Source organism: Streptomyces sp. G7(2002), from assembly GCF_028870195.1.
GTDB classification, from domain to species: Bacteria; Actinomycetota; Actinomycetes; order Streptomycetales; family Streptomycetaceae; genus Streptomyces; species Streptomyces nigrescens.
The window spans coordinates 1,509,857-1,532,560 of sequence record NZ_CP102609.1 but is presented as its reverse complement, the minus strand read 5'-3'; the positions used below and the strand labels follow the sequence as shown (position 1 = coordinate 1,532,560).

2 protein-coding genes are annotated in these 22,704 nt (G+C 71.5%); both read left to right on the top strand.

From position 1 onward, the window contains the following. Positions 1-19: 19 nt before the first annotated feature. Entirely contained in the window at positions 20-5,551 is a 5,532-nt protein-coding gene (locus NUT86_RS05960) for a type I polyketide synthase (protein ID WP_446750752.1), read from the top strand. A gap of 7 nt (positions 5,552-5,558) precedes the next feature. Continuing rightward, the gene (locus tag NUT86_RS05955; protein WP_274733927.1) at positions 5,559-22,682 is read left to right on the top strand and encodes a type I polyketide synthase; all 17,124 of its coding nucleotides are present in this window, start codon (positions 5,559-5,561) and stop codon (positions 22,680-22,682) included. Positions 22,683-22,704 lie beyond the last annotated feature (22 nt).

Here is a 22,704-nt window from a genome sequence, read left to right as displayed (position 1 = left end):
TTTTGGGGGAAGGTACCGGATGGAGAATGAAGCCAAACTCCGGGATTATCTCAAGCGAGCAACGGCTGATCTCCGCCGCACGCGCCAGAGGTTGCGCGAGGTCGAGGAGAAACAGCACGAGCCCATCGCCATCATCGGCATGGCCTGCCGGTACCCGGGAGGAGTGAGCTCACCCGAGGAACTCTGGCAGCTGGTGGCCGACGGCCGGGACGCCGTCACCACCTTCCCGGACGACCGGGGCTGGGACCTGGAATCCCTGCACGACCCGGATTCCGGACGCCCCTACACCTCTTATGTCCGCGAGGGCGGATTCCTGCACGACGCCCTCGAATTCGACCCCGAGATGTTCGGCATCTCACCGCATGAGGCCTCCGCCATGGACCCCCAGCAGCGGCTGCTGCTGGAAGCCTCCTGGGAGGCGTTCGAGCACGCGGGAATCGACCCGATGGCCTTGCGCGGCAGCCCCACCGGGGTGTTCGCCGGGCTGATGTACCACGAGTACGCGTCGCGGCTGAACAATGTCGCCCCCGAAGCCGCGGGATTCCTCGGCACCGGGAGCATCGGCAGCGTGCTGTCCGGCCGGATCTCGTACTCCTTCGGCCTGGAGGGCCCGGCGGTGACCGTGGACACCGCCTGCTCCTCCTCCCTGGTGACGCTGCATCTGGCGGTGCAGGCGCTGCGGACCGGGGAGTGCTCGCTGGCCCTGGCCGGCGGCGTGACCGTGATGTCCACCCCCGACACGTTCATCGACTTCTCCCGGCAGCAGAACCTGGCACGCAACGGGCGGTGCAAGGCCTTCGCCTCGGGCGCGGACGGCACCACCCTCGCCGAGGGCGCCGGGATGCTGCTGGTGGAGCGCCTGTCGGACGCCGAGCGCAACGGTCATCCGGTGCTCGCGGTGGTGCGGGGTTCGGCGGTGAACCAGGACGGTGCCTCGAATGGTCTGACCGCGCCGAACGGTCCCTCGCAGCAGCGGGTCGTGGAGCAGGCGCTGGCGAATGCCCGCCTCTCCGCCGATCAGGTCGACGCGGTGGAGGCCCACGGCACCGGCACCGCCCTCGGCGACCCGATCGAGGCGCAGGCGCTGCTGGCCACCTACGGGCAGGGCCGGCAGGAGGACCGGCCGCTGTGGCTGGGGTCGGTGAAGTCCAACCTCGGACATACCCAGGCCGCGGCCGGGGTCGCCGGTGTGATGAAGATGGTCCTGGCCATGCGGCACGGTGTGCTGCCGAAGACGCTGCACGTCGATGAGCCGTCGTCCCATGTGAATTGGTCCGCGGGCGCGGTGGAGCTGCTGACGGAGGCCAGGGACTGGCCCGAGAGCGATCAGCCGCGTCGGGCGGGAGTGTCATCGTTCGGCATCAGCGGGACGAATGCCCATGTGGTGCTGGAGCAGGCGCCTCCCGTGCCTGAGCCGGAGGCCCTGGAAACGGCTGATGACGAGCCGGTTGAGGCGGCTGCGCGGGCCGGGGTGGTTCCGTGGGTGCTGTCGGCGCGTTCGGAGCAGGCGTTGGCGGCTCAGGCGGAGCGGTTGGCGTCGTTCGTGGCGGAGAACCCGGAGCTGGACGCTACTGACCTGGGATTCTCCCTGCTGAGCACACGGGCGGGGTTGGAGTACCGGTCCGTGGTTCTCGGCGCTGACCGGGAGGAGTCGCTCTCCGGAGTACGTGGACTGGCTGGGGGCCTGGACCCGGCGGGTGTGGTGCGGGGTTCGACCGGCACCGGAGCCGGGACGCGTGTGGCGCTGGTGTTCCCTGGTCAGGGGTCGCAGTGGTTGGGGATGGCGGATGAACTCCGCGAGTCCTCCCCGGTGTTCGCGGGTCGGATGGCTGAGTGTGGTGAGGCGCTGTCGGAGTTTGTGTCCTGGAAGTTGGATGAGGTTCTGTCCGACGAGGACATGCTGGCGCGGGTTGATGTGGTTCAGCCTGTCCTGTGGGCGGTGATGGTGTCGCTCGCTGCGGTCTGGGAGGACTGTGGCGTGGTGCCGTCCGCTGTGGTGGGTCACTCTCAGGGTGAGATTGCCGCGGCCTGTGTCGCTGGGATCTTGTCTCTGCGTGATGGTGCCCGGGTGGTGGCGTTGCGCAGTCAGGCCATCGGGCGAGTGCTTGCCGGGCGCGGTGGCATGGTCTCCGTCGCCGGTTCGCGTGAGGCGGTGCAGGACCGCATCGCCAAGTGGGGCGAGCGGATATCTATCGCTGCCATCAACGGCCCGACATCGACCGTCGTTTCAGGAGAACCCGAGGCCTTGCAGGAGCTGCTGGCGGAGTGCGCTGGGCAGGAGGTGCGGGCCCGCCAGATCCCGGTGGATTACGCCTCGCACGGCGCTCAGGTCGAGGAGCTGCGTGAGGAACTCGCCACCGTCCTGGCCGAAGTGCGCCCTGGCCAGGGGCGGATCCCGTTCTACTCCGCGGTGAATGCCGCACTCATCTCCGGCGAGGAGTTGGACGCCGGCTACTGGTTCGAGAATCTCCGTAACACCGTGCGGTTCGAGGAAGCGATTCAGGCGCTCCTTGCCGACGGGCACGGCGTATTCGTCGAATGCAGTGCGCACCCCGTCCTGACTCCGGGAATCGAGGACACCGCGCAGGAGGCGGGCAGCCCCGTCGTGGTGACGGGATCGCTCCGTCGCGACGAGGGCGGCTGGTCCCGGTTCGCGCAATCGCTCGCCCAACTCTGGGCGCACGGCGTCCCGGTGGACTGGAGCACCCTGCTCCCCACCGGACGACGGATCGGCCTGCCCACCTACGCCTTCCAACGGCAGCGCTACTGGCTGGAGGACACCGGCACGGTCGGCGATGTCACCGCCGCCGGGCTGAGCAGTGCCGAACACCCCCTGCTCGGTGCGGCCGTCTCGATGCCCGGTACTCAGGTGCTCACCGGGCGGCTGTCCCTGGCCACCCACCCCTGGCTGGCCGAGCGGATCGTCCTCAACACCACGGTGGTGCCCGAGACGGCGTGGGTCGACCTCGCCCTCCGGGCCGGGGACCAGGTCGGCTGCGACCTCGTACGCGAACTCACTGTGCACACGCCGCTGGTGCTCCCTGACCGTGGTGCCGTGCTGCTGCGGGTGCTGGTCGCGGAGCCCGGCGCGGACGACGCGCGGGAGCTCACCTTCTACTCCCGGTCCGAGGACGCCCCGGACGAGCAGGCCTGGACCCGGCACGCGACCGGTGTCCTCACCCGCGGCGCCGAGCCGGCCGCCTTTGACGCACGGACCTGGCCTCCCGCGGAAGCCGAGCGCGTCGAGCTGGAGGACTTCTACCGCGAACGGGCCGATCTGGGGCTGGGATACGGCCCCGTCTTCCAAGGGCTGCGTGCGGTCTGGCGGCGCGGTGGCGAGCTGTTCGCCGAAGTGGCCCTTCCTGAGGGGGACACGGGCGACATGGCCGGCTTCGGGCTGCACCCCGCACTGCTCGATGCGGCGCTGCAGTTCGCCGGGCCGGCGGGGGCGCATCTGCCGCTCGCCTGGGCCGGGGTGAGCCTGCACGCCGTCGGAGCGACCGCACTGCGGGTGGCCCTGACCCCGGCCGGAGACGGGTACTCCGTACGGCTCGCGGACACCGAGGGTGACCCGGTCGCCTCCATCGCCGCCGTGACCTGGGACGAGGTGCCGGCGGAGCGGCTGGCCGAAGCAGCCGGCCGCCGCGAATCGCTGTACGGGGTGGACTGGGTGGCCGCGTCCACGACCCGGGTGGACCCCGAGGGGAGTGCCCTGGTGGTGCTCGGGGACGACGACGGTCTAGGGGTCGGCGCCGCGCTGGGTGCCGATGTCATGGACCTGGACGCCGTGAAAGCGCTCGACCCGACCCCGGAAGTAGTGGTTCTCCCCGTGCCGGACTCAGGGGTTGTCGGGGTTTCTGGTGGGGTTCGGGAGGTCGCATATGGGGTGTTGGAGACGCTGCGGGCCTGGTTGGCTGAAGAACGGTTCGCCGGGTCACGGTTGGTGGTTCTGACCCGAAGTGCGGTGTCTGTGACGGGGGAGGAAGTAGATCTGGTGACGGCACCGGTATGGGGGTTGGTGCGTTCGGCACAGTCGGAGAACCCGGATCATTTCTTGCTGGTGGACAGCGATGAGCTGCAGGCCTCGCGCAGCGCGCTGTCCGCGGCCGTCGCCCTGGGCGAGCCCCAAGTGGCAATTCGCAACGGGGAGTTGTCGGTGCCGCGGCTCACCACTCTGGAACCGTCGGAGAAGGACGGCGGGCCGGTGTGGAAGCCGGAGGGCACCGTGCTGATCACCGGTGGTACCGGAACCCTGGGCACACTGGTCGCCCGGCATCTGGTCACCGAGCACGGGGTACGGAACCTGCTGCTGACCAGCCGCCGCGGTCCGGACGCCGAGGGCGCCGCCGGACTCCGGGACGAACTCACCGCTCTGGGCGCCCGGGTGACCCTCGCCGGCTGTGACACCGCCGACCGGGACGCGCTGGCCGGACTGCTCGCCGGGATCCCGGCGGAGGCCCCGCTGACCGGTGTCGTCCACACCGCGGGCGTGCTGGACGACGGAGTCCTCGGGTCCCTGACCCCGGACCGTATCGACGCGGTACTGCGGCCGAAGGTGGACGCGGCCTGGAACCTGCACGAGCTCACCAAGGACCTCGACCTGTCCGCCTTCGTGCTGTTCTCCTCGGCCGCCGGTGTGTTCGGCGCACCGGGACAGGGCAACTACGCCACCGCGAACGCGTTCCTGGACGCGCTCGCCGCCTACCGTCGCGCCCACACGCTGCCCGCCGAATCCCTGGCCTGGGGGCTGTGGGAGGAGAGCAGCGGGCTGACCGGCACGCTCAGCGAGGCCGACCGGCAGCGCAAGGCCCGGGACGGGCTGCGTCCGATGTCCTCGGCGGAAGCCCTGGCACTGTTCGACGCCTCGGTCGCGGGGGGACGGGCGCTCACCGTGCCGGTCCGGCTCGATCTCACGGCGCTCGGCGCCGGTCTGCGTACCGACGAGGTCCCGCCGCTCCTGCGCAACCTGGTCCGCGGGACCCGGCGCAGTGCCGCGGCCGGCCAGGGCGGCGCGGACGGACTGCCGGAGCGACTGCGGACCGCCTCCCCGGCACAGCGGGCGCGCCTGCTGCTGAACCTGGTGCGCGGCCATGTGGTCGCCGTACTGGGCTACGCCGATGCGGACGCGGTGGAAGCGGGCCGGGCCTTCAAGGACCTGGGATTCGATTCGCTGACCGCCGTGGAGCTGCGGAACCGGCTCAACCGGGACACCGGGCTGAAACTCCCGGCGACCACGATCTTCGACTACCCCAACTCGCGGGTGCTCGCCGAATACCTCGGCACGCACTTCGCGCCGTACGGGGACACCGGCACCGGTGCCGCCGATGACGAGGAGACCATCCGCCGGATGCTGACCTCGATTCCGCTGAACCGTCTTGCCGAGGCCGGGCTGATGAGCTCCCTGCTGGAACTGGCCGGGATCACCGAGGAAGCGTCCGAGACCACCGAAGACGACGACCGCGAATCACTCGACACGATGGACATGGAAGCCATGATCCAGCTCGCGCTCGACGGTTCCGGCGCCGAAGACGACATGACGCGAGGACTGTGAGTTCACGATGGCCGTGCAGAAAGACCGCGTCGCTGAGGCTCTGCGAGCATCGCTCAAGGAGACCGAACGGTTGCGTGAACAGAACCGCAAGCTCGCGGGCGCGATGCGGGAGCCGATCGCGATCGTCGCGATGGCATGCCGGTTCCCCGGCGCGAACTCTCCCGAGGAACTCTGGCGCATCCTGGCCTCCGGCACCGACGCCATGACAGCCTTCCCGGCCGACCGCGGCTGGGATGTGGAGAGCCTGTACCACCCGGACCCCGACCACCGCGGCACCTCCTACGTCCGCGAGGGCGGCTTCCTGGACGGCGTCGGCGAGTTCGATGCCGGCTTCTTCGGGATCTCGCCGCGTGAGGCGACCGCGATGGACCCGCAACAGCGGCTGCTGCTCGAAGCCTCCTGGGAGACCTTCGAGCGGGCGGGTATCGACGGGCTCTCGCTGCGCGGCAGCCGGACCGGCGTGTTCGTCGGCGTGAACTACCAGGACTACGCCTCGCAGCTGCGGGTGGCGCCCGAGGTCGCCGAGGGCTACGGCGTCACCGGCGCCTCGGCGAGTGTGCTGTCCGGCCGCATCGCCTACACCTTCGGCCTCGAAGGTCCCGCGATCACCGTGGACACCGCCTGTTCCTCCTCGCTGGTGGCGCTGCACTGGGCGATGCAGGCCCTGCGCGCCGGGGAGTGCTCGCTGGCCGTGGCCGGCGGTGTGTCGGTGATGTCGACCCCCGATCTGTTCGTGGAGTTCTCCCGGCAGCGCGGGCTCGCCGAGGACGGCCGGTGCAAGGCCTTCGCCGGTGCCGCGGACGGCACGGGCTGGGGCGAGGGCGCCGGACTGCTGCTGGTGGAGCGGCTGTCGGACGCCCAGCGCAACGGCCACCCGGTGCTCGCGGTGGTGCGGGGTTCGGCGGTGAACCAGGACGGTGCGTCCAACGGTCTCACCGCCCCCAACGGCCCCGCACAGCAGCGCGTGATCCTGCAGGCCCTGGCCAGCAGCCGGCTGGCGGCCGACCAGATCGACGCCGTGGAGGCGCACGGCACCGGCACGACCCTCGGCGACCCCATCGAGGCCCAGGCCCTGCTGGCGACCTACGGGCAGGACCGGCCCGCCGACCAGCCGCTCTGGCTCGGCTCGGTGAAGTCCAACATCGGGCACACCCAGGCCGCCGCGGGAGCTGCCGGGGTCATCAAGATGGTCATGGCCCTGCAACACGGCGTGCTGCCCAAGACGCTGTACGTGGACGAGCCCACCCCGCACGTCGACTGGTCGGCCGGTGAGGTGCGCCTGCTCACCGAGGCACGCGACTGGCCGGAGACCGGCCGCCCCCGCAGGTCGGGGGTGTCGTCCTTCGGGATCAGCGGCACCAACGCCCATGTCATCCTCGAACAGGCCCCGGAGCCGGCCCCGGAACTCGAACCGGCCCCGGAAGAAGGCCCGGTGGTGTCCGCCGCCCCGGTGGCACCCGCGGTGCTGCCCTGGGTACTGTCCGCCCGTTCCCGGCAGGCCCTTGCCGCACAGGCCCGTGCACTGATGTCCTTCGTGGCCGACCGGCCGGACCTGGACCCGGCCGACATCGGGTTCTCCCTGGCGACCGGCCGCGCCGCGCTGGAGCACCGCGCGGTCGTCTTCGGTACCGGACGGGATGAACTCCTCGCCTGTGTCGAGGAGTTGGCCGAGCGTGGTGCCGATGCCGCCGGTGCGCTGTGCGGTGTCGCGGGCGACGGCCGGGTCGGTGTGCTGTTCACCGGCCAGGGATCGCAGCGGCTGGGTATGGGCCGTGAGCTGTACGAGACGTATCCGGTCTTCGCGCTGGCCTGGGACGAGGTGTGCGCGGAACTCGACCCGCACCTGCCCCGGCCCTTGCGGGAGGTCGTCTGGGGAGAAGAGCAGCAACTCCTCCACCAGACCCAGTACGCCCAGGCCGCCCTGTTCACCGTCGAGGTCGCGCTCTACCGGCTCATGCGGTCCTGGGGCCTGACCCCGGACGTCCTGCTGGGCCACTCCATCGGTGAGGTCACGGCGGCCTATCTGGCGGGCGTCTGGTCGCTGGCGGATGCGGCGAAGCTGGTCGCGGCGCGTGGGCGGCTGATGCAGGCCCTGCCGTCCGGTGGCGTCATGGTGTCGGTGCGGGCGTCGGAGGACGAGGTCGCACCGCTGCTGGAGGGCCGGGAGCAGGTCGGGATCGCTGCCGTCAACGGCCCCGAGTCCGTCGTGCTCTCGGGCGCCGAGGCCGAGGTGGAGACGGTCGTCGCCGCTCTGGAGGCCGAGGGCCGTAAGGTCAAGCGGCTGCGGGTGAGCCATGCCTTCCACTCGCCGCTCATGGAGCCGATGCTGGCCGAGTTCCGCTCGGTCGCCGAGCAGCTCACCTACCAGGAACCGCAGCTCGCGGTGGTGTCCAATGTGACCGGACGCCTTGCCGAGCCCGAGGAACTGCGCGATCCGTCGTACTGGGTGCGCCATGTCCGGGAGGCCGTGCGCTTCCACGACGGCATCCGTGCCGCGCACCGCGAAGGCGTGGACCTCTTCGTGGAGCTCGGCCCCGGTGGGGTGCTCTCCGCCATGGGCCAGGACTGTCTGCCGGAGACCGTCGCGTTCCAGCCGAGTCTGCGCGAGGACCGCCCTGAACCCCAGGCCCTGCGCGAAACCCTCGCCGGCGCCCACGTCCGCGGTGCCACCGTGGACTGGACCGCACAGCTCCAGGGCGGCCGGCGGACAGCCCTGCCCACCTACGCCTTCCAGCGCGAGCGGTACTGGCTCGAAGGATCCGCCGGTGCCGGAGATGTGACGGCCGCCGGACTCGGTCCGGCCGGACACCCCCTCCTCGGCGCGGCCGTGGCGCTGCCCGACTCCGACGGATTCCTCTTCACCGGCCGGCTGGCGCTGGCCACCCACCCCTGGCTCGCCGACCACGCGGTCTCCGGCACCGTACTGGTACCGGGCACCGCGCTGGTCGAACTCGCCATCCGCGCCGGGGACCAGGTCGGCTGCGACCTCCTGGAGGAACTCACCCTCCAGACGCCCCTGACCCTCCCCGACCGGGGCGCGGTGCAGACGCGCGTCACCGTCGGTGAGGCCGCCGCGGACGGCCGCCGGGAGATCTCGGTGTTCTCCCGCCACGAGGACGCCGAAAGCGATGAGCCCTGGACCCAGCACGCCACCGGGTTCCTCACCACGGCCGCCGGCACACCCCCCGTATTCGAGGAGTCCTGGCCGCCCGCCGCGGCCGAGCCCGTCGCCGTGGACGGCTTCTACGAGGAGCTGTCCGCCGCCGGGTTCGCGTACGGCCCGGTGTTCCAGGGCGTGCGGGCCGCATGGCGGCGCGGTGACGAGGTGTTCGCCGAGGTCGCCCTGCCCGCGGACGCGGCCGAACAGGCCGGCCGGTTCGGTCTGCATCCGGCCCTGCTCGACGCCGCCGTACAGACCGTGAGCCTCGGCGCGGCCCTCACCAAGGGCGGGCCCGGCCTGCCGTTCTCCTGGACCGGGGTCCGGCTGCACGCCGTCGGCGCGGCCACCCTGCGTGCCCGGCTCTCCCCGTCGCCGGACGGCGGGGTCGCGGTCCTCGTCGCCGACGACACCGGAGCGCCCGTCGCCACCGTCGACTCCCTGGCGATCCGGCCCGTCTCCGGCACTCTCACGGCCCCCGCCCGCGACCGCTGGTCCTCCCTCTTCCACCTCGACTGGATCACACTGCCCGAAGCCGCCGCCCCCGCCCCGGCCACCTGGGCGGCCGTCGGCAGCGGCACCGAGACCCTGGCCGCAACGCTGCGCGCCGGCGGCGCCGAGGTGGTGACGGCCGAGGACTTCGCGGCCCTCGCCGCGCGGGACACCGTGCCGGCCACCGTGCTCTGGGCCCTTCCGGAGACCACCCCCGGCGAACTGCCGGACCAGGTGCGGGAGACCACCACCCGGACCCTGGCCGCCCTGCGCGACTGGCTGGCCGAGGAGCGGTTCGCCGCGTCCCGGCTCGTCATCCTCACCCGGGGCGCGGTCTCCGTCACCGACGAGCGCGGCCCGGACCTCGCACCCGCCCCGGTGTGGGGGCTCGTCCGCTCGGCGCAGACCGAGAACCCGGACCGCTTCCTGCTCATCGACCTCGACGACGAGGACGCGTCCCGCCGCGCCCTGCCCGCCGCCGTCGCCTCCGGCGAACCGCAGCTCGCGCTGCGCGCCGGCACGCCGCACGCCACCCGTCTGGTCAAGGCCGCCTCCACCGCCCCGCTGACCCCGCCGGACGGCCCGGCCTGGCAGCTCGCCAGCACCGCCAAGGGCAACCTGGACGCCCTCGCGCTCGTGGACAGCGACCGGGCCTGTGGGCCACTCGCCGGGCACCACGTCCGGATCGAGGTGCGCGCCGCCGGCCTCAACTTCCGCGATGTCCTCAGCGCCCTGGACATGTACCCCGGCGACGCCGGACCGATGGGCCTGGAAGGGGCCGGCGTGATCGTCGAGGTCGGCTCCGGCGTGACCGGCCTCGCCCCCGGCGACCGTGTGATGGGGACGTTCACCGAGGCCTTTGGGCCCCTCGCCGTCGCCGACCACCGCGCCATCGTCCGCATCCCGGAGGGCTGGTCCTTCGCCGAGGCCGCGGCCACCCCGATCGTCTTCCTCACCGCCTACTACGCCCTGGTCGATCTGGCCGGGGTGCAGCCGGGGGACACCGTGCTGGTGAACTCCGCCGCAGGTGGCGTGGGCATGGCCGCGGTCCAGCTGGCCACCCACCTCGGCGCCGAGGTGTACGGCACCGCCAGCCCCGCGAAGTGGGACGCCCTGCGCCAACTCGGCCTGGACGACGACCACATCGCCTCCTCCCGGACCCTGGACTTCGAGAACGAGTTCCTCGCCGCCACCGGAGGCCGCGGCATGGATGTCGTCCTCGACTCCCTGGTCGGTGAGTACGTGGACGCCTCCCTGCGTCTGCTGCCCTCGGGCGGCCGGTTCATCGAGATGGGCAAGGCCGATGTCCGGGACGCGGACGAGGTCGCCGCCGCCTATCCCGGCGTCCGCTACCGCGCCTTCGACCTCCCCGAGGCCGGGCCGGCACGCACCCGCGAGATGTTCGCCGACCTCCTCTCCCTCTTCGAACGCGGTGTGCTGCGCCCGCTGCCCCTCACCACCTGGGATGTGCGCCGCGCCCCGGAGGCCTTCCGGTACATCAGCCAGGCCCGCCAGGTCGGCAAGGTCGTCCTCACCATCCCGCCGGCGCCGCACCCGGACGGCACGGTGCTGATCACCGGGGCCAGTGGCACCCTCGCCGCGGTCATCGCCCGCCACCTGGTGGCCGAGCACCGTGTGCGCCACCTGCTGCTGGTCAGCCGACGCGGCGCCGAGGCGCCCGGCGCGGCCGGTCTGAGCGCCGAACTCACCGCGCTCGGCGCCGAGGTCACCCTGGCCGCCTGCGACATCGCCGACCGGGACGCCGTGGCCACGCTGCTCGCCGGTATTCCCGCGGAGACCCCGCTGACCGGTGTGGTGCACACCGCCGGGGTGCTCTCCGACGGAGTGATCGACTCGCTCACCCCGGAACGGCTCGACGACGTCCTGCGGCCGAAGGTGGACGGTGCCTGGCACCTCCACGAGCTCACCAAGGACCTCGACCTCTCCGCCTTCGTCCTGTTCTCCTCGGTGTCCGGGGTGTTCGGCGGTCCGGGGCAGGGCAACTACGCCGCCGCGAACACCTTCCTGGACTCCCTGGCCGCACACCGCCGCGCGCTCGGCCTGCCCGCGCTCTCCCTGCCGTGGGGCCTGTGGGCCGAGGCCAGCGCCATGACCGGGAAGCTGGCCGAGCACGATGTGCGGCGCGCCGCCTCCGGTGGTGTCCTGCCGATGACCTCGGAGGAGGGCGTCGCACTGTACGACGCGGCCGCCACCGTCGCCCGCGCGGTGGTCGCGCCCGCCAAGCTGGACCTCAAGGGGCTCGCCGCGGCGGAACTGCCGCCCGTGCTCAGCGGTCTGGTGCGCACCCCGTCCCGGCGCGCCGCCTCGGCCGTCACCGGAACGGAATCCGGCAACACCCTCGTCCAGCGGCTCACCGCACTGTCCACGGCCGACCAGGACCGGGCCCTGCTGGACCTGGTACGTACGCAGGTGGCCGCGGTGCTCGGCTATCCGGGCCCGGAGGCCGTGGAGGCCGAGCGCGCCTTCTCCGAACTCGGCTTCGACTCGCTGACCGCGGTGGAGCTGCGCAACCGGATCAACAGCGGCACCGCACTGCGGCTGCCCGCGACCCTCGTCTTCGACTATCCGAACTCGCTCGCCCTCATGCACCACTTGCGCGGCGAGCTGCTCGGCCGGCAGGACGACACCCTGGCGCCCGTGCGGGCCGCCGGTGCCGCCGACGACGAGCCGATCGCCATCGTCGGCATGGCCTGCCGCTACCCCGGCGGGGTGGAGTCGCCCGAGGACCTCTGGCGGCTGCTCACCGACGGCACCGACGCGCTGTCCGGCTTCCCCGCGGACCGGGGCTGGAACCTCGACGAGCTGTACCACCCGGACCCCGACCACCGTGGCACCTCCTATGCGCGCGCTGGCGGCTTCCTCGCGGATGTCACCGGCTTCGACCCCGCCTTCTTCGGGATCTCACCGCGCGAGGCCCTGGCCATGGACCCGCAGCAGCGACTGTTGCTGGAAACCTCCTGGGAGGCCTTCGAGAGCGCCGGTATCGACCCCCAGTCGGTCCGCGGCACCAAGACCGGAGTGTTCGCCGGCGCGACCTCCGATGACTACTCGACCCAGCTGGCCCCGGTGTTCGACCAGACCGAGGGCTACGCAAGCACCGGCACCGCGGGCAGCGTCGTCTCCGGCCGTATCTCCTACTCCTTCGGCCTCGAAGGCCCGGCGCTGACCGTGGACACGGCCTGCTCGTCCTCCTTGGTGGCCCTGCATCTGGCCATCCAGGCGCTGCGCTCCGGCGAGTGCTCGCTGGCCCTGGCCGGTGGTGTCACGGTGCTGGCCACCCCGGACGTGTTCATCGAGTTCTCCCGCCAGCGCGGCCTCGCCGCGGACGGCCGCTGCAAGCCCTTCGCGGACGCCGCCGACGGCACGGGCTGGGGCGAGGGCGCCGGAATGCTGCTGGTGGAGCGACTGTCCGACGCTCAGCGCAACGGCCACCGCGTCCTTGCGGTGGTGCGGGGCTCGGCGGTGAACCAGGACGGTGCCTCGAATGGTCTGACCGCGCCGAACGGTCCCTCGCAGCAGCGGGTGATCCGTCAGGCCCTCGCCAACGCGGGAGTGGCCGCTGGTCAGGTCGACGCGGTGGAGGCCCACGGCACCGGCACGACGCTGGGCGACCCGATCGAGGCCCAGGCGCTGCTGGCCACCTACGGCCAGGACCGCCCCGAGGACCGGCCGCTGTGGCTCGGGTCCATCAAGTCCAACATCGGACACACCCAGTCCGCGGCCGGTGCGGCCGGTGTCATCAAGATGGTCATGGCGCTGCGGCACGGTGTGCTGCCGAAGACGCTGCATGTCGATGAGCCGTCGTCGCATGTGGACTGGTCCGCGGGCGCGGTGGAACTGCTGACGGAGGCCAGGGACTGGCCCGAGAGCGGTCAGCCGCGTCGGGCCGGAGTGTCGTCGTTCGGCATCAGCGGAACGAACGCCCATGTCGTGCTGGAGCAGGCACCTGCCTCTGAGCCCGTGGCTGTGGAACCGGTGGCTGTGGAGCCGGTTCAGGGCGAGGCGGCTGAGGCTGCTGAGGCGGCGGCGCGGGCCGGGGTGGTGCCGTGGGTGCTGTCGGCGCGTTCGGAGCAGGCGTTGGCGGCTCAGGCGGAGCGGTTGGCGTCGTTCGTGGAGGGCCGTTTGGAAGGCCGTCCGGAGGGCGGTTCGGACGTCCGTCCGGAGCTGGTTCCTGCTGATGTGGGGTTCTCGCTGCTGAGTTCGCGGGCGGGGTTGGAGTACCGGTCCGTGGTGCTCGGTGCTGATGGTGCGGAACTCCTTGCCGGGTTGAGGGGTGTGGCTGGGGGTCTGGATCCGGCGGGTGTGGTGCGGGGTTCGACCGGCACCGGAGCCGGGACGCGTGTGGCGCTGGTGTTCCCTGGTCAGGGGTCGCAGTGGTTGGGCATGGCGGATGAACTCCGCGATTCCTCCCCGGTGTTCGCGCAGCAGATGGCTGAGTGTGGTGAGGCGCTGTCGGAGTTTGTGTCCTGGAAGTTGGATGAGGTTCTGTCCGACGAGGACATGCTGGCGCGGGTTGATGTGGTGCAGCCGGTGTTGTGGGCGGTGATGGTGTCGCTGGCTGCGGTCTGGGAGGACTGCGGTGTGGTGCCGTCCGCTGTGGTGGGGCACTCTCAGGGGGAGATTGCCGCGGCCTGCGTCGCCGGGATCTTGTCGCTGCGTGATGGTGCCCGGGTGGTGGCACTGCGTAGTCAGGCCATTGGGCGAGTGCTTGCCGGGCGCGGTGGCATGGTCTCCGTCGCCGGTTCGCGTGAGGCGGTGCAGGACCGCATCGCCAAGTGGGGTGAGCGGATATCTATCGCCGCGATCAACGGCCCGTCGTCGACGGTGGTTTCAGGAGAACCGGAGGCCTTGCAGGAGTTGCTGGCGGAGTGTGCTGGGCAGGAGGTGCGGGCTCGGCAGATCCCGGTGGATTACGCCTCACACGGCGCTCAGGTCGAGGAGCTGCGCGAGGAGCTTGCGACGGTCCTGGCCGAGGTGAGCCCTGCTGAAGGCCGGATCCCGTTCTACTCCGCGGTGAATGCCACGGTCGTCTCCGGCGAGGAGCTGGACGCCGGGTACTGGTTCGAGAACCTGCGCAATACGGTGCGGTTCGAGGAAGCAATTCAGGCGCTGCTGGCCGATGGGCACGGCGTATTCGTGGAGTGCAGTGCGCACCCCGTCCTGACTCCGGGAATCGAGGACACCGCGCAGGAGGCCAGCAGCCCCGTCGTGGTGACGGGATCTCTCCGCCGCGACGAGGGCGGCTGGTCCCGTTTCGCGCAGTCGCTCGGCCAGCTCTGGGCGCATGGCGTTCCGGTGGACTGGAGCACCCTGCTGCCGGCCGGACGTCGGGTCGACCTGCCCACCTACGCCTTCCAACGGCAGCGCTACTGGCCTTCCGGTGTGTTCTTCGGCGGAGACGCCTCGGGGCTCGGACTCGATGCGGCCGATCATCCGCTGCTCGGTGCTGCGATGGCGCTGCCGGACTCCGACGGCTTCCTGTTCAGTGGCCGGCTGTCGCTGACCACGCACCCCTGGCTGGCCGATCACTCCGTACTGGACACTGTGCTGCTCCCCGGGACCGGGCTGGTGGAACTGGCCATCCGGGCCGGGGACCAGGTCGGCTGCGATCTGCTGGAGGAGCTCACCCTTGAGGCCCCGCTGATCGTCCCGGCGACCGGAGGTCTCCAACTCCGGGTCACCGTCGCCGAGTCCGATGCGGACGGCCGCCGTGAGGTCGGCGTGTTCTCGCGTGTCGAGGAGGCTCCGGCAGACCAACAGTGGACCCGGCACGCCACCGGCATCCTCTCCGTGGGTGCCGAACCGGTGGACTTCGGTGAGGAGAGCTGGCCTCCCCTCGGCGCCGAGCCGGTCTCCGTGACCGGCGTATACGACGAGTTCGCCGCGGTGGGTATGAGTTACGGCCCGGTGTTCCAGGGCCTGGGCGCCGCCTGGCAGCGTGGCGAGGAGATCTTCGCCGAGGTCGCGCTGCCCGAGGACGTGGCGGCGGACGCGGCGAAGTACGGGCTGCATCCGGCCCTGCTCGACTCGGCGCTGCATGCGATCGGCCTCCACCCGGCCACCGCGGCCGGGGGACAGGCCCAGCTGCCGTTCGTCTGGAACACGGTCCGCCTGCACGCCGTAGGAGCGGCCGCACTGCGGGTGAAGCTGACCCCGGCCGGCGGCGGTTTCTCGGTCCTGGTCGCCGATGGCACCGGCACCGTGGTCGCCTCTGTGGACTCCCTGGTGACCAGGCCGGTGACAGCCGGCCAGCTCAGCGAAGGCACGGGCAGCGATGCCCTGTTCACCGTCGAGTGGTCGGTGTTGCCGCTCGGGTCCGGGCCGGTGGCGGGTTCGTGGGCGGTGCTGGGCGATGACGTGGCGTTGGCTGCGGCGTTGGGCGCGTCGACTGCGGACGTGCTGAGTGAGCTTGTGGAGGTGCCGGAGTGTGTCGTGCTTGCGGTGCCTGGCGCGGAGGGTGCGGATGGTGCGCTGGAGGTTCCGGCGGCGGTGCGTGCCACGGTGGGCCGGGTGCTGGAGAGCGTTCAGTCCTGGCTGGCCGATGAGCGTTGCACTCGTTCGAAGCTGATAGTGGCGACTCGCGGTGCCGTTTCGGTGGCGGGAGAGCCGCTGGACGCGGTGGGTGCCGCGGTATGGGGCCTGCTGCGCTCCGCGCAGACCGAGAACCCGGACCAGTTCATCCTCCTCGACCTTGATGAGCGTCAGACCTCGGTGGAGGCCATTGCCGCGGCGGTTGCTTCGGGTGAGCCGCAGTTGGCGGTGCGCGACGGGGTTGTTTCCGTGCCGCGGCTGGTTCGGGCTGTTCCGTCCGAGGCCGAGCGTGCGCCGGTGTGGGATGCCACGGGTACGGTGCTGATCACCGGTGGCACGGGAACGCTGGGTGCGCTGTTCGCCCGGCATCTGATCGCTGAACACGGCGTCCGCAGCCTGGTGTTGACCAGCCGTCGCGGCCTGGAGGCTGACGGCGCCCGTGAGCTGCGGTCCGAGCTGACCGAGCTTGGTGCCCGGGTAGATGTGGTCGCCTGCGACGCCGCTGACCGAGAGGCACTGGCGGCGCTGCTGGCCGGCATCCCGACCGATATGCCGCTGACCGGTGTGGTGCACACGGCCGGTGTCCTGGACGACGGCGTCATCGGGTCGCTGACCCCCGAGCGCCTCGACACCGTGCTCCGGCCGAAGGTCGACGCGGCCTGGAACCTGCACGAGCTGACCCAGGACCTGGACCTGACAGCGTTCGTGGTGTTCTCGTCGGCCGCCGGTGTGCTCGGCAGCGCCGGACAGGGCAACTACGCCGCGGCGAATACGTTCCTCGACGCGCTTGCTCAGCACCGTCGCCTCAGCGGTCAGCCGGGTACCTCCCTGGCCTGGGGATTCTGGGCAGAACGCAGTGCGATGACCCGCGAGGTCGGCTCCGACGATGTCCGGCGAATGGCCCGCGGCGGTGCGCTCGCGCTCGACCAGGCCGAAGGTGTGGCCCTGTTCGACCTCGCCTGTGCCGCGCCTGGCTCCGGTCTGCTCGTACCGATCCGGCTCGACCTGCGGGGGCTGGCCGCCTCCGGTGCGGTGCCGGCGGTGCTGCGGAACGTCGTACGGGTTCCGGTGCGGCGCGCGACAGCAGTGGCCGGGGAGGCCGCGTCCCTGCGGGAGAGGCTGGCCGGACTCCCGGCCGAGGACCGCGAGGAGCTGCTGCTCGGCCTGGTGACCACGCAGGTCGCGGCCGTACTGGGCTACGACAACTCCGGTGCGGTCCGTACCGACCAGGTATTCAAGGACCTCGGATTCGATTCACTCACCGCCGTGGAACTGCGGAACCGGCTGACCGGGGCCACTGGACTGCGGCTGCCCGCCACTTTGGTGTTCGACTACCCGACACCACGCGCGCTCACCGATTACCTGCGTCGCGAGCTGCTGGAGGAAGAGGCAGCGGTCGTCCCCGTCGCGCGGCCCGGCGCCACGGACGAGGAGGCCATCGCGATCGTCGGTATGGCCTGCCGATACCCCGGTGGTGTCACCTCGCCCGAGGAGCTCTGGCAGCTGCTGGCCGCCGGTACCGACGCCATCGGAGAGTTCCCCACCGACCGTGGCTGGGACATGGACCGGCTCTACGATCCCGAGCCCGGTCTGCCCGGCAAGACCTACACCCGTGACGGCGGATTCCTTTACGACGCGGGTGAGTTCGACCCCGCTTTCTTCGGGATCTCCCCGCGCGAGGCGCTGGCGATGGACCCGCAGCAGCGGCTCCTGCTGGAGATCTCCTGGGAGGCCGTCGAGCGGGCCGGGATCGCCCCGGCCTCCCTGCACGGCAGCCGGACCAGTGTCTTCGCCGGCATCATGTACCACGATTACGGCCTGCAGACCGACTCCATACCGGAGGAGGTCGAAGGACACCTCGGCACGGGAACGTCCGGCAGTGTGGCCTCCGGCCGGGTGGCGTACACCTTCGGTCTCGAAGGGGCCGCGGTCACCGTGGACACGGCCTGTTCGTCTTCGCTGGTGGCGCTGCATCAGGCGATGCAGGCGCTGCGGGCGGGGGAGTGCGAGCTCGCACTGGCGGGGGGCGCCTCGGTGATGGCGACCCCGGGCACCTTCGTCGACTTCTCGCGGCAGCGGAACCTCGCGAGCGACGGCCGGGTCAAGGCGTTCGCCTCCTCGGCCGACGGCACCACCCTCGCCGAGGGCGCCGGGATGCTCCTCGTCGAGCGGCTCTCCGACGCGGTACGTAACGGGCATCCGGTCCTTGCGGTGGTGCGGGGTTCGGCGGTGAACCAGGACGGTGCGTCCAACGGTCTGACCGCGCCGAACGGACCCTCGCAGCAGCGGGTGATCCGGCAGGCGCTGGCGGGTGCGGGGCTGTCGCCGTCCGAGGTGGACGCCGTGGAGGCGCACGGCACCGGTACGACGCTCGGTGACCCCATCGAGGCCCAGGCGCTGCTCGCGACCTACGGGCAGGACCGGGAAGAGCCGCTGTGGCTGGGCACGGTCAAGTCGAACATCGGGCACACTCAGGCCGCGGCCGGTGTCGCCGGTGTGATGAAGATGGTCCTTGCCATGCGGCGCGGTGTCCTTCCGCGGACCCTGCATGTCGATGAGCCCTCCTCGCACGTCGACTGGTCGGCCGGCGCGGTCGAACTGCTCACCGAGGCCCGCGACTGGCCGACCACCGGCCGGCCGCGCCGGGCGGGCGTGTCCTCCTTCGGCATCAGCGGCACCAACGCGCATGTCGTGCTGGAAGAGGCGCCCCGACCGGCAGCCGAGGAGCCCACAGCGACCGGCTCCGGCACCGGCTCCGGTGCGGACACCGCCTCCGACACTGACACCGGCACTGACACCGGCACCGGTGTCGTGCCCTGGGTGCTCTCCGCCCGCTCCGCGGAGTCCCTCGCCGCACAGGCCGAACGGCTGGCGTCCTATGTGGAAGCACAACCGGAGCTGAGCCCCGTCGACATCGGGTACTCGCTGGTCACCACCCGCACCCCCTTGGACCACCGCGCCGTTGTGCTGGGCACCGACCGTGAGGAATTCCTCGCCGCCCTCCGGAAGGTGACCCCGGACGCAGACGTCATCGGAGACCCACGACTCGGTGTGCTCTTCACGGGTCAGGGTGCGCAGCGGCTGGGGATGGGTCGTGAGTTGTATGAGACCTATCCGGTGTTTGCGCGGGTCTGGGATGAGGTGTGTGCGGAGCTGGATGGTCTGCTGCCGCGGCCGCTGGGCGAGGTGGTCTGGGGCGAGGGAGACCTGCTCGATCAGACGCAGTACGCCCAGGCGGCACTGTTCGCACTGGAGGTCGCGCTCTACCGTCTCGTCGAATCCCATGGTGTGACCCCCGCAGTGCTGCTGGGCCACTCCATCGGTGAGGTCACGGCTGCCTATCTGGCGGGTGTGTGGTCGCTGGCGGATGCGGCGAAGCTCGTCGCGGCCCGTGGTCGGCTGATGCAGGCCCTCCCGGCCGGCGGTGTCATGGTGTCGGTGCGCGCCTCCGAGGACGACGTAACACCGCTGCTGGAAGGCCGGGAGCAGGTCGGCATCGCTGCCGTCAACGGCCCCGAGTCCGTCGTCCTCTCGGGCGCCGAGGTCGACGTGGAAGAGGTCATCACCGCCCTGGAGGCCGAGGGCCGCAAGGTCAAGCGGCTCCGCGTGAGCCACGCCTTCCACTCACCCCTCATGGAGCCGATGCTGGCGAACTTCCGCACGGTCCTGGAGCAACTCACCTACTCCGAGGCCAAGTTGCCGGTGGTCTCCAATGTCACCGGCCGTCTCGCCGAGCCCGTCGAACTCCGAGACCCGGAGTACTGGGTACGCCACGTCCGCGAAGCAGTCCGCTTCCACGACGGCATCCAGGCCGCCCACGCCGACGGCGTCACCACCTTCCTCGAACTCGGCCCCGACGGTGTGCTCTCCGCCATGGGGCAGGACACTCTGCCGGAGACCGTCACCCTCCAGCCGAGCCTGCGCAAGGACCGCCCCGAACCCGTCAGCCTGCTGCATGGCCTCGGCGTCGTCCACGCCCGGGGCGTCCCGGTGGACTGGACTCCGCTGTTCCGTGGTGCCCGCACCGTGGAGCTGCCGACATACGCCTTCCAGCGTCGGCGTTACTGGTTGGAGGGCGCCACCGGGGCCGGCGATATGACGGCCGCGGGTCTGGGGAATGCCGATCACCCGCTGCTCGGCGCCACCGTGACCCTGCCGGATGCCGTCGTCCTGACGGGGCGGCTCTCCCTGACCACGCACCCCTGGCTGGCCGATCACGCCGTCATGGACACCGTCCTGCTGCCGGGAACCGCCCTTGTCGAACTGGCCCTCCAGGCCGGAGACCAGCTCGACTGTGACCTCATCGAGGAACTGACACTCCAGGAACCGCTGGTTCTGCCGGAGCGGGGCGGAGTGCAGCTGCGCATCGTCGTCGCGGAGCCCGATGAGGACGATCGCCGGCAACTGACTGTGTATTCCCGGCTGGAGGAGCAAGCGGAGGAGGAGAACTGGACCCGGCACGCCGTCGGTGTCCTGGCCGCCGGGAGCGCCGCGACGGTCGGTGACGGTGGGGAGAGCTGGCCGCCGGCCGGCGCCGAGCCCGTCGCCGTGGACGGCTTCTACGACGAACTGGCCGCCGCCGGATTCGGCTACGGCCCCATGTTCCAAGGCGTCCAGGCTGCCTGGCGGCGCGGGGACGAGGTCTACGCCGAGGTCACGCTGCCCGAGGAAGCGACCGCGGAGGCGGCGAAGTTCGCGCTGCACCCGGCCCTGCTCGATGCCGCGCTGCAGACCGTCGGACTGCTCGACGACGCCGTATCGGGGCTGCCGTTCGCCTGGCGCGGGATCCGGCTGCACGCGGTGGGCGCCCGCTCGCTGCGCACCACGCTGACCCGGGCCGGCGACGGAGTACGGGTCATGGTCTCCGACGACGCCGGTGAGCTCGTGGCCACCGTCGACTCGCTGACCGTCCGGCCGGTGCGTACCGAGCAACTGGCCGGTGGCCGCAGTGACTCGATGCTGCAGCTGCGCTGGACCGCGCTGCCGGTGCCGGACATGCCGGTGGTGCCGGACACCACGACGGTCGCGGCCGAGGGCTGGGCCGTGCTGGACGAGAACGAGATCGGTCTGAAGGCCCTCCTCGACGCGGCCGCGCTCGACTGGCCCGCGTTCAACTGCCCCGCGCTCGACTGGCCCTCGCTCGCCGAACAGGACGATGTCCCGGGCGTGGTGCTGTGGTCCGTACCGGAGACCACGCGGGAGGGCCTGGCCGACGGTGCGCATGACCTCGCGCGTCGGGTGCTGGAGCGGCTGCAGAGCTGGCTCGCCGAGGAGCGGTATCAGGACTCGCGGTTGGTGATCCTCACCCGTGGTGCGGTCCTGCTCGACGGCGAAACGGTCTCCCCGGCCGCAGCGGCGGTCTGGGGGCTCGTCCGGTCGGCGCAGTCGGAGCACCCGGAACGGATCGTGCTGATCGACGTCGATGCCCCTGTCGACGCAGACAGCGATGCCGAGGCCGACGGTGGCGACGAGGCCGCCCGTGCGCTGCGTGCCGCTGTCGCCTCCGGTGAACCGCAGGTGGCGCTGCGCGGCGGGAGCGTCTTCGTGCCGAGGCTGGCCCGGTTCGCCGCGTCCGGACAGGAGGGTGCGCCGAGGTGGAATGCCGAGGGCACCGTGCTGATCACCGGGGGCACCGGCGCCCTGGGTGCCCTGGTGGCGCGGCATCTGGCCACCGAACACGGGGTGCGCAAGCTGCTGCTGATCAGCCGTCAGGGACCGGCCGCCGAGGGCGCCGGGGAGCTGCGCGCGGAACTCGCCGGGCTCGGTGCGAGCGCGGAGATCGTCGCCTGCGACGCGGCCGACCGGGACGCCCTGGCCCGGGTCCTCGCCGACCTGCCCACCGAAGCGCCGCTCACCGGAGTGGTGCACACGGCAGGCGTCCTGGACGACGGGGTGATCGGCTCGCTGACCCCGGACCGTCTCGACGCGGTGCTGTCGCCCAAGGTGGACGCCGCGGTGAATCTGCACGAACTCACCGAGGGCCGCGAGCTCTCCGCGTTCGTGCTGTTCTCCTCCGCGGCCGGGGTGCTCGGCGCCCCCGGGCAGGCCAACTACGCGGCGGCCAACAGCTTCCTGGACGCCCTTGCCGGGTACCGGCGTTCACTGGGTCTGCCCGCGGTCTCCCTCGCCTGGGGACGCTGGGCCGACACCAGTGAGATGACCGGCGGTCTCGACGAGGCCGACCTCCGGCGGATGAGCAGCGGCGGCATCGACGCGCTGACCTCCGCCGAGGGGCTCGCCCTGTTCGACACCGCGACCGCGTCGGCGGAGAGCCTGCTGATCCCGGTACGGCTGAACACCGCCGCGCTGCACGCCCGTGCCGCCGAAGGGATGCTGCCGCCGGTCATGCGGGACCTGGTCCGGACGCGCGTCCGCCGCTCCGCCGCCGGCGGGAGGGCCATGGCCGAGGATCTGGGCCGTCGTCTCGCCGGGCTCACCGACGTCGAGCAGCAGCAGCTGCTGCTCACCGTGGTGCGTACGCAGGTGGCCGCGGTCCTGGGCTACGCCGGGCCGGAAGAGGTCCCCGGCGGGCGGCCGTTCAGCGAACTCGGCTTCGATTCGCTGACCGCCGTGGAGCTGCGCAACATCCTGACCACGGTCACCGGGCTGCGGCTGCCGGCCACCCTGGTCTTCGACTATCCGACCTCGGAAGTCCTCGCCGAGAAGCTCCGTGCGGAACTGCTCGGCGAACGGGAAGAACAGTCCGGCCTCCTCTCCGTCTTCGCCGGTCTCGACCGGCTGGAACTCTCGCTGCCCGAGATCGCCACGGACGAGGTCGCCCGGGACCGGCTGGCCGTCCGGCTGCAGAGCATTCTGGCGGGGCTGGGCGGTGCGCAGGACGACGGGGCAGGGACGGTCGCCGCGACCTTGGACGCGGCGAGCGACGACGAGGTCTTCGACTTCATTGAGCGAGAGTTCGGGAGTTCCTGATATGGCACGTGCACACGTCGCG

Excerpts from the sequence above, each read along its gene's own strand:
- NUT86_RS05960 (WP_446750752.1), top strand. The coding sequence starts at position 20 with ATGGAGAATGAAGCCAAACTCCGGGATTATCTCAAGCGAGCAACGGCT.
- NUT86_RS05955 (WP_274733927.1), top strand. The coding sequence starts at position 5,559 with ATGGCCGTGCAGAAAGACCGCGTCGCTGAGGCTCTGCGAGCATCGCTC.